Annotated in this window: 13 protein-coding genes; 8 read left to right on the top strand and 5 right to left on the bottom strand. The window is 43.8% G+C overall.

Annotation, left to right across the window (positions count from 1 at the left end; translation table 11 throughout):
• Positions 1-143: 143 nt before the first annotated feature.
• Positions 144-956 (bottom strand): MBL fold metallo-hydrolase, encoded by an 813-nt coding sequence (locus MUN53_RS16975; RefSeq protein WP_243326585.1) that lies wholly within the window; start codon positions 954-956, stop codon positions 144-146.
• 410 nt (positions 957-1,366) lie between these two features.
• Here MUN53_RS16975 and MUN53_RS16970 point away from each other — a divergent pair, with 410 nt between their 5' ends.
• From MUN53_RS16970 to MUN53_RS16940, 7 genes are all read left to right on the top strand, one after another.
• Positions 1,367-1,873, top strand: a complete 507-nt coding sequence (locus MUN53_RS16970) for a thioredoxin-like domain-containing protein (protein ID WP_022455479.1) — start codon at positions 1,367-1,369, stop codon at positions 1,871-1,873.
• A gap of 102 nt (positions 1,874-1,975) precedes the next feature.
• Positions 1,976-3,922, top strand: a complete 1,947-nt coding sequence (locus MUN53_RS16965; protein ID WP_243326584.1) for an AAA domain-containing protein — start codon at positions 1,976-1,978, stop codon at positions 3,920-3,922.
• A complete protein-coding gene (locus MUN53_RS16960) occupies positions 3,919-4,737 on the top strand; it encodes a Cof-type HAD-IIB family hydrolase (protein WP_243326583.1) in 819 nt (272 codons plus the stop codon). Before MUN53_RS16965 ends, MUN53_RS16960 begins: the two co-directional genes overlap by 4 nt.
• A 101-nt stretch (positions 4,738-4,838) precedes the next feature.
• On the top strand, positions 4,839-6,071 hold the full coding sequence (locus MUN53_RS16955; RefSeq protein ID WP_243326582.1) for a Cof-type HAD-IIB family hydrolase: 1,233 nt from the start codon (positions 4,839-4,841) through the stop codon (positions 6,069-6,071).
• The gene (locus tag MUN53_RS16950; protein WP_243326581.1) at positions 6,068-7,159 is read left to right on the top strand and encodes an isochorismate synthase; all 1,092 of its coding nucleotides are present in this window, start codon (positions 6,068-6,070) and stop codon (positions 7,157-7,159) included. The genes MUN53_RS16955 and MUN53_RS16950 overlap by 4 nt, the downstream gene beginning before the upstream one ends.
• 6 nt (positions 7,160-7,165) lie before the next feature.
• Positions 7,166-8,827 (top strand): 2-succinyl-5-enolpyruvyl-6-hydroxy-3-cyclohexene-1-carboxylic-acid synthase, encoded by a 1,662-nt coding sequence (gene menD / locus MUN53_RS16945; protein WP_243326580.1) that lies wholly within the window; start codon positions 7,166-7,168, stop codon positions 8,825-8,827.
• 13 nt (positions 8,828-8,840) lie between these two features.
• Complete coding sequence (locus MUN53_RS16940; RefSeq protein ID WP_243326579.1) at positions 8,841-9,887, top strand: o-succinylbenzoate synthase; 1,047 nt, start codon at positions 8,841-8,843, stop codon at positions 9,885-9,887.
• Here MUN53_RS16940 and MUN53_RS16935 read toward each other — a convergent pair.
• The 4 genes from MUN53_RS16935 to MUN53_RS16920 form a co-directional block, all read right to left on the bottom strand.
• Positions 9,870-10,418: an RNA polymerase sigma-70 factor gene (locus tag MUN53_RS16935; protein WP_022454735.1), complete on the bottom strand. Its 549-nt coding sequence runs from the start codon at positions 10,416-10,418 to the stop codon at positions 9,870-9,872. The two genes, MUN53_RS16940 and MUN53_RS16935, sit on opposite strands and share 18 nt — an antisense overlap.
• Positions 10,419-10,662: 244 nt before the next feature.
• A complete protein-coding gene (locus tag MUN53_RS16930) occupies positions 10,663-12,045 on the bottom strand; it encodes an aldo/keto reductase (protein WP_243326578.1) in 1,383 nt (460 codons plus the stop codon).
• 20 nt (positions 12,046-12,065) lie between these two features.
• Entirely contained in the window at positions 12,066-13,640 is a 1,575-nt protein-coding gene (locus tag MUN53_RS16925) for a 4Fe-4S binding protein (protein WP_243326577.1), read from the bottom strand.
• Between the two features lie 218 nt (positions 13,641-13,858).
• Positions 13,859-15,949: a S9 family peptidase gene (locus MUN53_RS16920; protein WP_394803102.1), complete on the bottom strand. Its 2,091-nt coding sequence runs from the start codon at positions 15,947-15,949 to the stop codon at positions 13,859-13,861.
• Positions 15,950-16,071: 122 nt separating this feature from the next.
• On the opposite strand from MUN53_RS16920, the gene MUN53_RS16915 reads away from it, so the two are divergent.
• The gene (locus MUN53_RS16915; protein ID WP_022454739.1) at positions 16,072-16,563 is read left to right on the top strand and encodes an SPOR domain-containing protein; all 492 of its coding nucleotides are present in this window, start codon (positions 16,072-16,074) and stop codon (positions 16,561-16,563) included.
• Positions 16,564-16,917: the final 354 nt, after the last annotated feature.

The raw sequence follows: 16,917 nt of genomic DNA, 5'->3' as shown, positions 1-16,917 counted from the left end.
ACCAAACGGAAAATCTCTCTTTCCAAATTCTTCCGAAACTTCTCTTGTTCATAATTGCTTTCTTTCATCTTCTTGCTTTTTAGGAGTCAACCTTATTTACAAAAAGACAATTACCTTTATTTATAGAAAGGGCAGGAAATTTGTTAGCCTATTTCTGTCTTACACCCAACATGGTTATAAAAGACAGATTCAGGGAAATCCCGACAAAAACGGGCAAACTGATCTACACCGGTGCAATGACAAATACCCAATTGCCGCGGATGTTTTCCAGCCAGACTACGGGCAATGACCTGATATTTCTCTTCTCCTGCCGTATGAATATGGAATCCTCCGATCAAAGTATCCAAGTGGCGCGTTGGGAAGAATGCTTCTCCTTGCCGCAATACATTCGTTATACCGCGATGCGAACAGGCACTCAACACTGAATAAGTCGTATCTGTGAGTAAAAAAACAGCCAATTCGTCTGTAAAGGTATCGGGAATACGCTGACCGTTCACTTCGGTAAAGAAATGATCAAAATGCGTATCTTCCTTTTGACAAAGTGGAATATCCGGACAAAGCACTACTCCCGGATAAATCTCAGTTACCTCGTCTACAAAACAAAAGCGGCTCAGATCAAGCGACGAAGCATCCAGCAATCCATTCTCCCGTTCTTTCTTAAATTTCCGGTTCAAGGCATCCCGCTTACAAAAGACTGTTGCCCGGTCATTCTCTGCCAGAAAAGCCCGAAGTCCGCCGGTATGATCACTATGCCCGTGTGAAAGGACCAACGCATCCACCGCCTTTAAGTCGATATGCAATAAGGTCGCATTTCGAAGTAGCAAATCACTTTGTCCGGTATCAAACAAAATCCGTTTCTCGGGTGTTCGCACATACAAAGACAAACCGTGTTCCGCTTCCAGCTTGCGGTTGTAAACACAATTCTCTACCAAGGTTGTTATCGAATAAGTAGCCATCGTTTTATTAAAATATTTTAAGTATTTCGTCTCATCGTATGATTTATTCTCCGAAAGATAAAAGAAATTATGTTTCCACTGAACGATTGAAGCAAACAAAAAGGGAAAAAGACCTTTTCAAGCCCTTTCGAGCGTATGATAAAAGATGCAAAACAGCCCATTTTTCAGCTAAATAACATATAAAAAAGTTTGTCAATTTGTCGAAAATTGATATAAAGCAAGAGAAGATAAGGAATTAACTCGTATCTTTGCAGCCGAAATCAAGTATGAGACCAGTTGTCTTTAGCGAAAGCAGCTACTCATCTTTTCCTGAGAATCAGGAGCCGGCCAGCATGTTTAGGGATAAAGATGCTGCGGCAAGGGAAGAAAAACCTGCCTACGCCGGTTATGTCTAACGTAATATTTAAAATATGAAATTAAAAGCCTATCTTCTCGTAGGATCAGTCTTGTTCTTCGGAATCGCGGCTGATACGAAAGACGCAAAGCCTACTGAGGGTGCGAACCCGGGTGACCTTGCACCGAGAATAGTGTTGAATGAAAATGAAACAGAAATTCATTTTCAAGACCAGGCCGGACATTACACCTTGATTAATTTCTGGGCTGCCTATGATGCAGAATCCAGAGCTCGTAACATCCGGTTATGGAATGAAGTAAACAAGTGGAATGCTACTTCCGGTAACTTGGCCATGTATTCCATCTCATTAGATGAGAAAACATCGGTTTTCGAAGCAACTGTAGCTACAGACAAGCTAGAAGGAACCAATCAGTTGCACGAAAAGGAAGGGCGGCAGTCGGACGTCTTCAGAAAGTATAAGCTGGAGAAAGGATTAAGAAACTTTCTGATTGACGAAAATGGAGTTATCATCGCAGCCAATGTTACTCCTGAAAAACTGACTGAATACTGCAAGCAGATTTAATTTTTAGACACCTATTTAGAAACCCCTCAATAAAGCTCAATGGTTTTATCGAGGGGTTTGTCATTTGTATATTCGTCCATCTTGTCGTACTTTTGCACCGTTATGCAACAAAATCAGATTATAACTCCGACAATTCATCTGCAAAAGCAACAGGATGCCCTCCAGAAAGAGTACATGTATGAAAAAGAGATGTACCAGGAACAAGCAGAAAAGGCTGGGATCTGGAAAAAGATCCAACAGGGTCTTTGCTGGTATCCGGTTACTACAGGCAGAAGTTATTATAATTCCCTGAACCAACTGGTTGTAGAAATTACCCGCCGGGAAGACAAAGAAGTTGAACATAACTTTGAATATGGTCGCCCCGTTTGTTTCTTCAAGACCAACGGTAACGGGAAACCCTTCTATTTCAACTTCAGCTCAACAATCAGTTATGTGCAGGACGATGTGATGGTTGTTTCTTTGCCTTCACCTTTTGCCCTGACAGAGATACAAGGGGAAACCGATTTAGGCATCCAGCTTTATTTTGATGAGACAAGTTATAAAGCTATGTTTGCCGCTTTGAAGGAAGTTCTTTCTGCCAAAGGGAACCGATTGGCCGAATTGCGGGATATATTATTAGGAAAGTCGTTCGCTTCCAAGTGCGAACTTTTCCCAATTCGTTTTCCCTGGCTAAATTCATCCCAGGAATCGGCAGTCAATCAGGTACTGGCGGCCAAAGATGTAGCGATTGTTCATGGTCCTCCAGGAACAGGAAAGACAACCACGCTGGTAGAAGCCGTTTATGAAACTTTACATCGGGAGAATCAGGTGATGGTTTGTGCCCAAAGCAACACAGCCGTTGATTGGATTGCTGAAAAGCTGGTAGATCGCGGAGTCAATGTATTGCGTATCGGTAATCCAACCCGGGTTAATGACAAGATGCTCTCGTTTACATACGAGCGCCGGTTTGAAGCCCATCCTGATTACAGCGAATTATGGAGTATCCGCAAAGCTATCCGGGAAATACAGTCCAACTTCCGGAAGAAAAGCCGAAGCGAACGGGATACAGAACGAAACCGGCTATCACGTCTGAAATATCGGGCAACGGAACTAGAAATGAAGATAGATGCCGAACTGTTTGACGAAGCACGTGTTATTGCCTGCACACTGGTAGGAGCAGCCAATCGGTTATTGACAACACATCATTTCACGACGCTTTTCATTGATGAAGCAGCTCAGGCATTGGAAGCCGCTTGTTGGATTGCCATCGGAAAAGCGGACCGCGTTGTGCTGGCAGGTGATCATCAGCAATTACCGCCTACCATCAAATGCCTAGAAGCCGCCCGGGAAGGCTTAGATCAAACCTTGATGCAAACTATTGCGTTGAACAAGCCGGAGGTTGTTTCTTTGCTTAATCTGCAATACCGGATGAACGAGACCATCATGCGTTTCCCTTCCCACTGGTTTTATCATGACCAGTTGAAAGCAGCTCCCGAAGTACGCGAGCGCGGTATTCTGGAATGGGATACGCCGATCGTCTGGACCAACACAGCCGGTTGCGAATATCTGGAACATCAGCAGGAAGAAAGTCTGAGTCGGATCAATAAACAGGAAGCCGAACTATTGGTTCTTCAATTGCAAGTCTATATCGAGAATATATCCAAAGAACGGGTACTTGAGGAACAAATTGATTTCGGAGTAATTTCACCTTATAAGGCACAAGTGTATTACCTCCGAAGTCTGATCAAACGGAATGCATTCTTCAAACCTTTTCGCAAACTCATCACAATTCATACCGTTGATGGCTTCCAGGGACAGGAAAGAGATGTAATCCTTATCAGTTTAGTGCGGGCAAACCAAGCCGGACAAATCGGATTTCTCAGCGATCTTCGACGCATGAATGTAGCGATTACTCGTGCCCGAATGAAACTGATCATTATCGGTGATGCTTCGACCTTGTCGCATCATCCCTTCTATCGGAAATTATATCAGTATATCCAAGAAAAAGGGAAAGTCATCCAATTGGGAGACTCAACAGAACAAGAACAAACAGAAAACAACTCCATATGAAATATAAATTACTTGTATTGGATTTGGATGGTACTCTGACCAACAGCCAAAAGGAAATTACTCCTTTCACAAAAGAAGTATTAATTAAAGCCCAGCAGCAAGGATTACATATAGCCCTTGCCTCCGGACGCCCTACGTATGGTATTGTTCCATTAGCAGAGGAATTGGAGCTAAAGCGTTATGGCGGTTTCATTCTTTCTTTTAATGGAGGCAAAATTATTGATGTCATGACAGACAAAGTCTTGTTTGAGCAGGCGTTGCCACCAGATGTAATTCCAGTTCTTTATCAGGAATCTCAAAAAGCCGGTGTATCTATCCTTTCGTATAATGGACCTTATATCCTGACGGAAACGCCCGACAACCAATATGTACAATATGAATCATTCCTGACCCGGATGAAAATCCAGGCGACCCAGGATTTTGTACATGATCTTCCTCAACCGGCAGACAAATGTCTGGCTGTTGGAGATCCGGAAGCACTAGTTCCGCTGGAAGAAAAGTTGCGTCGCGAACTAAGTAACCGAATCAATGTTTATCGTTCAGAACCTTTCTATCTGGAACTGGTTCCCAAAGGAATCGACAAAGCCAATTCCATTAAGGTCTTGCGAAACCGTACTCATACAAAGCGCGAGGAAATCATTGCCATTGGAGATGGCTATAATGATTTATCCATGATCAAATATGCCGGATTAGGCGTAGCTATGGGAAATGCCCAGCCACCAATCAAAGCCCAGGCCGATTTGGTCCTTCCGCACACCAACGACGAAGATGGCGTAGCACATTTCGTCCAAAGCATCCTGGAAACGGCAGAATGACGAACTAACGAATACGAAACTTCCTGAAATTATCCCTAAAGCAATAGGATTCTTCCGGCAATTTGTTTATATTTGTCAGATAATCCCTAAAAATAAAGGCTATGAAGTACAAATTATTAGTGATCGATGTTGATGGGACTCTATTAAACGATCAGAAACAAATAACACCTCACACAAAGTCTGCTATATTGAAAGCACAGCAGATGGGTGTACATATTGTATTAGCCTCCGGACGTCCGACAGGAGGAATTCTGCCGCTAGCCAAAGAATTGGAATTGAATAATTACGGTGGATATGTCATTTCCTATAACGGTGCGCAAATTATCGAAATGCAAACGGGAAATCTGTTGTTCGAAAAACGGATTAATCCGGAATTAATTCCATATCTAGATAAGAAAGCTAAGAAAAACGGTTTCACGATTTTCACCTATTTTGAGAATTCCCTGATTACGGATTGTGCAGATGATCCATATGTTCAGCAAGAAGCCAATCTCAACAATATGCATATCCGGCAAGTCTCTAACTTTCCGAATGCCATCGACTTTGAGCCTTGCAAATGTATATTAGCCAGTGACAACGAAAAAGAACTTGTTGGTCTGGAAAATCACTGGAAAAAGAAACTGGCAGGTGTAGCTGATGTATTCCGCTCAGAAGATTATTTCCTGGAAGTGGTACCGCCTACAGTTGATAAAGGAAATACGCTGGCTTTATTGATGGAAATGTTGAAGCTGACTCGCGAAGAAGTCATCGCTATTGGTGATGGTATTACTGATGTTCCGATACTACAACTTGCAGGTTTGGGTGTAGCTATGGGTAATGCCCGAGATTCTGTGAAAGTCTGCGCATCAACAACAACGCTGACTAACGAACAAGATGGTGTGGCTGTTGCCATTGAAAAAGCCATTTTATCAGCTATCCGTCCAGCAGAGGTTCCTTTAGATCAATTGAATGCACGCGGGAAACATGCATTAATGGGGAATTTAGGCATTCAATACACGTATGCATCGGAAGATCGTGTAGAAGCAACTATGCCAGTAGATGAACGGACTCGTCAACCATTCGGTATCTTGCATGGTGGAGCGACATTAGCCTTGGCAGAAACTGTTGCAGGCCTAGGTTCGATGCTGATTGTGCAGCCTGATGAAATTGTTGTCGGAATGCAAGTCAGCGGAAACCATATCTCATCTGCACATGAAGGAGACACCGTCAGAGCCGTTGCTACTATATTCCATAAAGGACGTTCATCGCATGTATGGAATGTAGATGTTTTCACATCAACAGACCGTTTGGTTTCATCCATTCGTGTTGTCAACAGTGTTATGAAAAAGAGATGATAACAAAAGATTCTTACCATATTATAGATACACTCATCCGGCAAGGTCGGAGTTTTGCATTATGGCGTATTCCGGGAAATGAAACGATCCATTTTCGAATGCAAAGTTATGGAACTCCGGATTTGCTAGGAAGTTATACAGAATTAAATGGACGGAGCGGTTTTGTCATCGCTCCGTTCCACATATCAGACAAACATCCTATTGTGCTGATCCAACCGGATTGTATGGATTTGCCGGAGGACATATTGGAAACTCCGCAAGATAATATCGAAGTTTTCCAACAAGCTTATCCGGAAATAGTATCGTATGAAAATGAGAAAGCACATTATACAGCTTGCTTTCATGCTTTCCAGCAACCGTTATTGCGAGGTATTCAAGACAAGTTAGTCTTATCACGGGCTAAAACAAATCCGAAATCAGCTAGTTTCTCACCCGGGAAAGTATTTTTCCAGGCATGTGAACGTTATATTTATTCGTATGTCTATCTCTGTTATACTCCATTGACAGGCATTTGGATGGGTGGTACACCTGAAATCCTGCTGGCTGGAGAAGGAAATCAATGGCAAACGGTGGCCTTGGCTGGAACGCAACGACTGAAGAACGGAAAACTTCCTCATGCATGGGACCAGAAGAATTGGCAGGAACAGCAATTAGTTGCTACTTATATCCGCCGACAATTAGGAACATTGGGAATCGTACCAAAGGAAAAAGGTCCATATTCTGCACGAGCAGGCGAATTAGCCCACTTGAAAAGTGATTTCCGTTTTACTTTGCCAGATAATCAAAAATTAGGTGATCTGATCAATTTGCTCCATCCTACACCTGCCGTTTGTGGTTTACCCAAAGAAGATGCCTATCAATTCATCCTTCAACATGAAGGATATGACCGCAGTTATTACTCCGGTTTCATTGGATGGATCTCTCCTTCCGGACATACGGATTTATATGTAAACCTGCGGTGTATGAATATTCATGCAAACACTTACACCTTATTTGCTGGAGGAGGATTACTGGCATCCTCTAAACTTGAAGAAGAGTGGAATGAGACTGAAGACAAGATGAATACAATGAGAAATATTTTAGAATAACTATTTATGTACTCTGATAAAAAGAACATTCTCCAACTCGTTGCTTTATTGAAAGCACACGAGATCCGAAATATAGTCCTTTGTCCGGGAAGCCGGAACACTCCTATCATACATACGATTGCCAATCATCCGTTCTTTTCCTGCCATGCCGTTACCGACGAACGAAGTGCCGGTTTCTTTGCTTTAGGTCTGGCTCTTTGTACCGGAAAACCGGCTGCCGTATGTTGCACTTCTGGAACAGCTTTACTGAATCTTCATCCGGCTGTAGCGGAAGCATATTATCAGCAAATACCGCTCGTCGTTATTTCGGCCGACCGGCCCGGTGCCTGGATCGGACAAATGGACGGACAAACGCTTCCACAACCGCAAGTATTTGGCTCTTTGTCCAAATGTTCTGTTAATCTGCCGGAGATTAAAACGGATGAAGACGAATGGTATTGTAACCGACTCATCAATGAAGCGTTATTGGAATTAACTCACCATGGAAAAGGTCCGGTACATATTAATGTTCCGATTTCCGAGCCCCTATTCCAGTTCACAACAGAAAAGCTTCCTGAAGTAAGAGTGATCACCCGATATCAAGGATTAAATATTTACGACAGGCAGTACAATGATCTGATCGCCCGGCTCAATGCTTATCCCAAACGGATGATGCTGGTCGGACAGATGAATCTGATTTATCTCTTCGAACGGAAGATATGTAAACTGCTTTACAAACATTTTGCCTGGTTGACGGAACACACGGGTAACCAAACGATACCAGGCATTCCGGTCAAGAACTTCGATGCCATCATCTATTCATTGCCCGAAGAAGAACAGCTTAAACTGATTCCGGATTTACTGATCACCTACGGAGGACATATCGTTTCCAAGCGATTGAAGCAATTGCTTCGCAAGCATCCACCAAAAGAACACTGGCACGTGGCAGCTGATGGAAAAGTAACAGATACTTTCGGTTCTCTGACTACTGTCATCGAAATGGATCCGTTTGAGTTCCTGGAGAAAATAGCCTATCTGCTCGACAATAAGAATAGTGAATATCCGAAACAATGGGAATTTCTGTCGAAGAAAATCCAACAGCCCGACTTTGCCTTCTCTGAAATGGCAGCCATAGGGAAAGTATTGCAAGCTCTTCCTAAAGAAGCTGTACTGCATTTGGCCAACAGTTCAACGGTTCGATATGCCCAATTGTTTAAGATTCCTGATACAGTTGAGGTTTGTTGTAACCGCGGAACTAGTGGAATTGAAGGTTCGTTATCTACAGCATTAGGTTATGCCTGGATTTCTGATAAGCTCAACTTCGTCTTGATTGGAGATTTAAGTTTCTTCTACGATATGAATGCGTTATGGAGTAATCATTTGCGTGGCAACTTACGTATCTTATTATTGAATAATGGTGGTGGTGAAATCTTCCAGGCTCTGCCCGGATTGAAGATGGAAAACCGAACACATCGTTTCGTTACGGCTACACACACGACTCATGCTGAAGGTTGGGCAAAAGAACGAGGCTTCGATTATCAGGCTGTTCATTCCATGGAAGAACTGGAACAAGCCTTACCGGCTTTCATGCAAACCGAACAGCAAATTCATCCGCAATTTATTGAAGTCTTCACAGATAAAGCGGAAGATGTCCGCCTACTGAAAGATTATTATCATTCACTCAAATAAGAGGAGACAGATCATGTATCGGATTCAGATATTGCCCAAGACACTTCATTTCAAGCAACCTGCCGGAACTTCACGGGGAATTTATACAACCCGGAAAGTCTGGTATGTCATTCTTTCATCTGATGAGTATCCGGAACGGAAAGGTTGGGGCGAATGTGCGCCGTTACCTCAGTTGAGTTGTGACGATTTACCCAACTATGAAGAAATATTGACAGCAGCTTGTCGCGAAGTGGAGGCAAACGGATACATTCATAAAGAGGCATTGCGTCCCTATCCTTCCATCCTGTTCGGATTGGAAACAGCCTTTCGGCATTATGAACAGCAATCGGTGGCTTTGTGGAATACACCTTTTTCCAGAGGTGAAGCCGGTATTCCCATTAACGGATTAATCTGGATGGGCAACTATGAGCGGATGCTCGAACAGATCCGTAACAAGATGGAAACAGGTTTCCGCTGCATCAAGCTCAAGATTGGAGCGATCCACTTTGAGGAAGAACTCGACTTGTTGGCTTTTATCCGGAAACATTTCTCGGCTGAGGAAGTAGAACTACGTGTGGATGCCAACGGAGCTTTTCAGCCCGACACGGCTTTAGAGAAACTGAAGCGATTGGCAGAACTCGACATACACTCCATCGAACAGCCTATTCGCGCTGGACAATGGGAAGAGATGGCCTGGCTCTGTGCCGTTTCTCCGCTTCCAATTGCATTGGATGAAGAATTGATTGGTATCAATTCGCCTGACCAGAAACGGAAATTACTGGAAACGATCCGTCCGCAATATATCATCTTGAAGCCTTCTCTCCACGGAGCAATGTGTGGCTCGGAAGAATGGATTCGGGAAGCGGAAAGGTTACAGACCGGTTGGTGGATTACTTCTGCTCTTGAATCGAATATCGGACTGAATGCTATTGCACAGTGGTGTGCAACGTTCCAGAATCCGCTGCCACAAGGTTTGGGTACAGGAGCGTTATTTACCGATAACATCGAGATGCCGCTCGAAATTCGGAAAGACTGTCTTTGGTTTAAACCCGAAGAAAAGAATTTACTCATCCGGGAATAACATTTCCCGCAGGCGTGCGATTGCCTTCTGCAATTGGGCATCAACCGTATGAACACTAATATCCAAAGCGGCTGCCACTTCGGCATATGATTGCTTGTCTTCACGAACACGAATAAAGACTTCACGACACCGTGGAGGCAAGCGGTCCAACGCCTTCACATAACGGGCAAACAACTCCTCTCCTATTAATATCTCTTCGGGTGAATCATCCATATCCGGCAAGATGTCTGCTGTCAGATCTGTTTTCTCTGGTTGTTTCTTTTCCTGTTCCAAACGAGCCAGAGCTGCATTACGGACGGTAATAAAGAAATAATCCTCCAAATTGGCAATTCCCTGTAAAGACTGACGGCGTTGCCAGATCCGAAAGAAGACATCCAGCACAATATCTTGTGCGGCTTCATCATCGTGCAGATAATACCACGCGATCCGATAGAAACGGTCATAACAAAGATCATAGAATTTCTTCAATGCCAGTTGAGAATCATCATCCCTCATCTGCCGTAAATATCGCCTTACCTCTTGCTCTGTCATATCCGCTCTTCTTCTTAACTGCGGATGCAAAAGTAACACAAAAATCAGAAAGGATAAAACAACGAAAGATTTCTAAGGGATCGATGCACAGTTACGACCTCGCAACAGATAAAAAGCGCACGCAAATGGGACGAAGCGACCCCACAAATCGACTGAAACTATAAAATAATACCCAACAGGCACTAGGATTCTTCCAATCCTAGCCTATTGGGTATAAAAATATATTCAATAAAGCATTACTGTCTTACAGCGTGCCCTGCTTCAACTGCTCTACAAACTGGTCAATCCGATGCAATTCTTTCGGAATATCGATACTTTGCGGACAATGGGAATTACACTGGCCACAACCGATACAATGACTGGCCTGACGAAGTTTCGGTACACTCCGGTCGTATCCGACCAGATAAGCCCGACGTGCTTCCTTGTAATTCTCGTCTTGCTGACTCTTTGGAAGATTTCCCTCGTTCACACATTTATTATAATGCAGCAGAATGGCAGGAATATCGATACCATACGGACAAGGCATACAATATTTACAGTCGTTGCAAGGCACCGTCGGATATTTAAGCATCAGCTGAGCCGTTTCTTCCAGGAAATCTTTTTCCTCGTCCGACAACGGAACCAACGGAGAATACGTACGGATGTTATCCTGCAAATGCTCCATATACGTCATTCCGCTCAATACCGTCAATACCTTTTCCGGCGAACCGGCAAATCGGAAAGCCCACGAAGCCACGCTGCTTTGTGGCGTACGTTCTTTCAGACGCATCATGATATGCTCCGGTACGTTCGACAAGCGTCCGCCCAGCAGCGGTTCCATGATAATCGCCGGAATACTGCGCTTTTCTAGTTCAGCATACAGATATTCGGCATTCACATTCCGTCCGGAAGCATGGCGCCAGTCCACATAATTCAACTGGATTTGTACAAAATCCCAATGCACATGGTCGTGCATCGCCAACACTTCATCAAAGACATCTACTGTTCCATGGAAAGAGAAACCCAGATTACGGATACGTCCGGCTTTACGTTCTTCAATCAGGAAATCCAACATTCCGTTGTCGATATAACGAGCACGGAAGGTTTCAATACCACCATTTCCAATAGAGTGCAACAGATAATAATCAATATAATCGGTCTGCAAGTCCTTGAGCGACTGCTTGTACATGGCAATCGAATTCTCGCGCGTCCAGTTCTGGAAGTTTGATAACTTGGTTGCAATGATTAGTTTCTCACGCGGGTGACGCTTCAAGGCAATACCAGTTGACTTCTCCGACCAACCTTGCACATATACAGGAGACGTATCGAAGTAATTTACTCCATGTGCAATGGCATAATCAACCAAACGATTGACGGCATCCTGATCAATGATATTTCCACCTTTCTCCGGAGCCGGAATAGTCGGCCAGCGCATACAACCATATCCTAACAAGGAGATTTTCTCTCCTTTCGGACTGGTTCGATAGGTCATCTTATCAGTCGGTACTTCACCTAACGGACCGGCGGCAACTCCATCCGTTTTATCCGACGAACAACCCGACAATAACGGTGCTGCCGAAGCTGTACTGATTCCTACAATCTTCAGGAAATCCCGACGATTGATGTTATGTTTATCTTGTATTTCCATATCCAATCTCTATTTAAACATTATACTTCGCGGTGACGTTCGTGTCCTTCTACATAGATGGCACTGTACGGACGTGCCGGACACAGGTTCTCACAGGCACCACAACCAATACATTTCTCTTCGTTGACGATCGGCTTCTTGACAGAGTTAGGATTGTTCTTATCGACAGGAATCATCTTAATTGCCTTCGTAGGACAATGCCGCTCGCAGTTTCCGCACTCAACCCCATCGGTCACCGGAATACAATTCTTATGGATTGTAACGGCATGACCAATCTGGATGGCCGACTTATCAGCTCGTGTAATCAGTTTAATGGCACCAGTTGGGCAGACTTCAGAGCATTTCACACACTCAGGACGACAATAACCGCGCTCATACGACATCTCCGGCTGCATGAGATTCTCCAACTTGGTAGAAGGACGAAGTACATCATTCGGACATGCCGAAACGCAAAGCTGGCAAGCGGTACAATGCTGAGCAAAGTTACCGATCCCAAGCGAACCCGGAGGCGTCAGCGGCGTAAGGCGTTCGGGAGCCAGTTTCGGTTCGATATCAGCCAGACCACCATCTACTTTCTGCTCGACCTTATTCTTGTCTGTCGGCAATTCAGCACGGGTATCCGTCCGTTTGTTCGGATTCTTCTGATACTGACGAAGGGCTTTCTGCTGTTTTTCCTGCGCATGCAGGGCAGCAGTAGCGGCTACGACACCGACTGCCGAGAAGAAACCACGACGTGAAGCATCAGTTGCCGGTTTACCGACTTCTTTCTTTCCATATGCATACTGATAATGAAGTGCATCATGCTTACAATTATCCAAGCAATCCATGCAAGCCACACAACGGCTGTAATCAATCGTATGTTCCTGGATGTTTATACATGCAGCCTTACATTTGCGGGCACATAGATTACAATTCTTGCATTTCTCGGTATCGATCATCGGACGGAATAACGAGAATCGGGCAACAAATCCCAACAAAGTACCGACAGGACAGATCGTATTACAATAGGTCCGCCCGTTTCTCCATGCCAAGACTGCCACCACAATACATGTTATGGCAGCGATTACCAGTGTCGAGACACTTCTTACCCAAACATCCACAGAATAGAAAGCATAGCTGTCTGCCCGTTCGGCGAAATAAGCCAACAAGTTATTTCCCCATTGATAAAGCGGAGCAAACAAGTTGTTGGCAATACGTCCGTAAGCACTATAAGGTGCCAACAACGCTACTGCCGCATGAACACCGGCTACCAACAACACCACAAACAGAACAAAGACACCATAACGCAGCCAAGTAACAGCCGGAGAATACGAGAAACGCATTTTCTTTTTCTTACGCTTCCCGCTTATCCACGAAATGACATCCTGAAAAACGCCCAAAGGGCAAATAACCGAACAATACACACGCCCTAAAACGAGTGTAAGCAACAACAAGGCGATTACTACACCTACATTCAGCGCTAACAGCGACGGCAGGAACTGGATTTTTGCCAACCAGCCGAACCACGCATGAATGGTTCCCGTAAAATCGAGGAACAGCAGCGTAATCAGCGCAAAACATACAATCGCTAATGTTAATCGAATTTTTCGTAGCATATAATTACATATAAATATTAGAAATTCTCTTCTTTTTCCTAGTACACAAAGGTATAAAATAACAAGGATATTTTATACACTTTTCTGTTAAAACGAGATATGTACACAGCTGAATGATAAGAAAAGGCTTCTTAGATCACCTAAACGACAAAGAGCAGATCAAACAGCCTTTCCGGCTTGTTCATCTGCTCTTTGCTTTCATTCAGTCAAATTTCTGATTATTTCTTCAACCATTTGTCGAGCCATTCAAAGAATGTACGTTGCCACAACACGCCATTCTGCGGCTGCAGTACCCAGTGATTTTCATCCGGATAAATCAATAACTCAGCCGGAATACCACGCAAGACGGCAGCATTAAAGGCAGCCATTCCCTGATTAGCCAGGATGCGGTAATCTTTCTCACCATGGATACAAAGAATCGGTGTATCCCACTGATCGACGAACTTATGTGGAGAGTTGGCAAAAGTGCGTTGTGCTGTTGCATTCTGCTTATCCCAGTAAGCGCCGCCCATATCCCAGTTGGCAAACCACATTTCTTCTGTCTCCAGATATTGCATTTCCATGTTGAAGATACCGTCGTGTGCAATGAAGGCTTTGAAGCGCTTGTTGTGATGACCAGCCAACCAATAAACAGAGAATCCACCAAAGCTGGCTCCAACGCAACCCAGACGATCTTTGTCCACAAACGGTTCTTTAGAGAATTCGTCGATAGCCGTGAAGTAATCCTTCATACATTGTCCACCGTAATCACCACTGATTTCTTCGTTCCATTCCTTACCGAAGCCCGGCAGACCGCGGCGGTTCGGAGCGACAATGATATAATCGTGGGCAGCCATGATCTGGAAGTTCCAACGATATGACCAGAACTGGCTCACCGGACTTTGCGGACCACCTTCGCAATATAATAAGGTAGGATATTTCTTGTTCGGATCGAAATGAGGTGGATAAATAATCCACGTCAGCATATCCTTACCATCGGTTGTCTTCATCCAGCGGGCTTCTACCTTACCCATTTCCAACTGATCATAGATAAACTTGTTTTCGAAGGAAAGCTGAGTAGCTTCGCCCGATGCCGGTGAGACGGAGAAGATTTCATCCGCAGCACTCATCGAGTGACGCAGCGTAATCAGTTTATCGCCCATCAAAGCAACTCCTGAATAATCATTCATACCTTGTGTAATCTGACGAACCGAACAAGCGGTAGCATCAGCTGCATAAATCTGGATTTCACCATGCCATACTCCGGTAAAATAAAGTGTATTCGAATCGGAACCCCAGCAGAATTCGCTTACACTCGAATCGAAGTCCTTGCTCACAAAACGTTTCTCTCCCGTTTGCAGATCCATTACCATCAGGCGGTTCTGGTCTGATTCGTATCCGTCGCGTTCCATACTCAACCAGGCGATATGCTTACCATCGGGCGAATACTGTGGATTCGTATCATATCCCATGATTCCCTCGCTGATATTGGTCGTCTGCTTCGTATTCAGGTCATAAACATAAATATCCGAATTGGTAGAAAGGGCGTAATCTTTTCCTACCTTCTTACGGCTCGTATATGCTACCTTGTCCGACGACGGACTCCAAGCCAGTTGCTCCATACCACCGAAAGGTTTCATCGGAGCTTCATACGGTTCACCTTCCATAATATCAATCGGATTCGAAACCTGGTCACCATCGAAATCAGCTACAAACGGATGCGGAGCTGTAGTTACCCATTCATCCCAATGCTTGTACATCAAATCTGTTACAATAACACCCGTAGTTTTGTCCAGATCCGGATATTTATCCTGCGTACTTGGAACAGTCTTTACCTGCGAAATAAACAACACCTTCTTTTCATCCGGCGAGAAAGCGAATCCTTCGATATTCCCGTCGTAGTTCGAAATCTGCTGACGGTCTGAACCATCCGGATTCATCATCCACAGCTGGCTGGTACCACTTTCTGAAGAAAGGAATACTATTTTAGAACCTCCCTTGATCCATTTGGCTTCATTTTCCGAGAACGGAGTACGTGTGATTTGCTGATTATCCGAACCATCGGCATTCATCACGAAGATTTCCCGATTACTTTTATTCTCCGGTACGCTATAATAAGCCACCGAATATACCACCTTCCGGGCATCCGGCGATACTTGTACGCCGCCGATGCGCCCCATTGCCCAAAGAGCTTCCGGTGTCATCCGCCCGTCTTCGATCTTGATATCCGAACGACCAATCAGAGGCTTCGTTTCCACCGAGTCAGTTTTTGCGTCTTTTACCTCTGATGACTGACAAGAACCCAATAAAATAGTGGTTGCCATCATCATTGTACTTAATGTTTTGTTCATTCTTACGTAATAAATTATATTTACGTGCGAAAGTACTAAATAAATTTATATCTTTGCGCATTCAGAACACGAAGAACAGATAATTTAAAATATAAAAAGACATGAATAAGATTGTTTTATTTGCTGCAACAGCTTGTTTTTTATTGGCTTTCGGATCATGTAAGCCTAAACAGAGTGCATATAAGGCAGCATACGAGCAGGCTAAAGAAAAAGAAACAACAGCCCCTGTAACAGAAGAGGTGGATGAAACGTATGATGAAGAAGAAGTAGCGCCGGTTTCCAAACCACGGACTAGCAATGCTACCACACGTTCAGAACGTATTAATGCTGCTGAAGGCGAAGATGCAAGCCGTTTGAAACGGTATAGCGTAGTAATCGGTAGCTTCAAGAATAAAACTAATGCCTATTCGTTGAAAGAACGCATGCAGAACGAAGGTTATCATGCTGTTCTGGGAGAAAACGAACAAGGTATGTTGCGTGTCATTGTATCTAGCTTTGATGATAAAGCTGATGCAGCTGCCAGCCGCGATGCTATCAAAGCTAAATATGCTCCTAACTTCCAGGATGCATGGTTGCTTGAAAGAGCTTATTAATGGAATAAATTTGTAAATCAATTTTTATCTGTAAGAATCCGGTAATCTGTGTCAACGGCGATTACCGGATTTTTTATATCTCCTACTCAGGCAATATGTCAGAAATTCGGGTTAAGAAAAATCATTATTTCAGGAAATCCTTATATCTGATAACAGCAAAAATGAGAAATCTGCCTTGTTTTTCCGCAAAAATCAAGATTTTAGGGCCAAAATCCGGTAATTTTTCCCCTTTTTCATGCCTATATTGACTATGCCTAAATTTACTTTACACTTTTTTGATACGTTACTAAAAAACTCTACAGATAAAATAAGTCTTACTAAAAGGCTTTACATATTACCTTTGCAAAGATAAAA

It is taken from the genome of Parabacteroides faecalis (assembly GCF_022809355.1).
Classification (GTDB): Bacteria; Bacteroidota; Bacteroidia; order Bacteroidales; family Tannerellaceae; genus Parabacteroides; species Parabacteroides faecalis.
The sequence above is the reverse complement of the archived record's forward strand: the minus strand, read 5'-3'. Positions and strand labels throughout refer to the sequence as shown.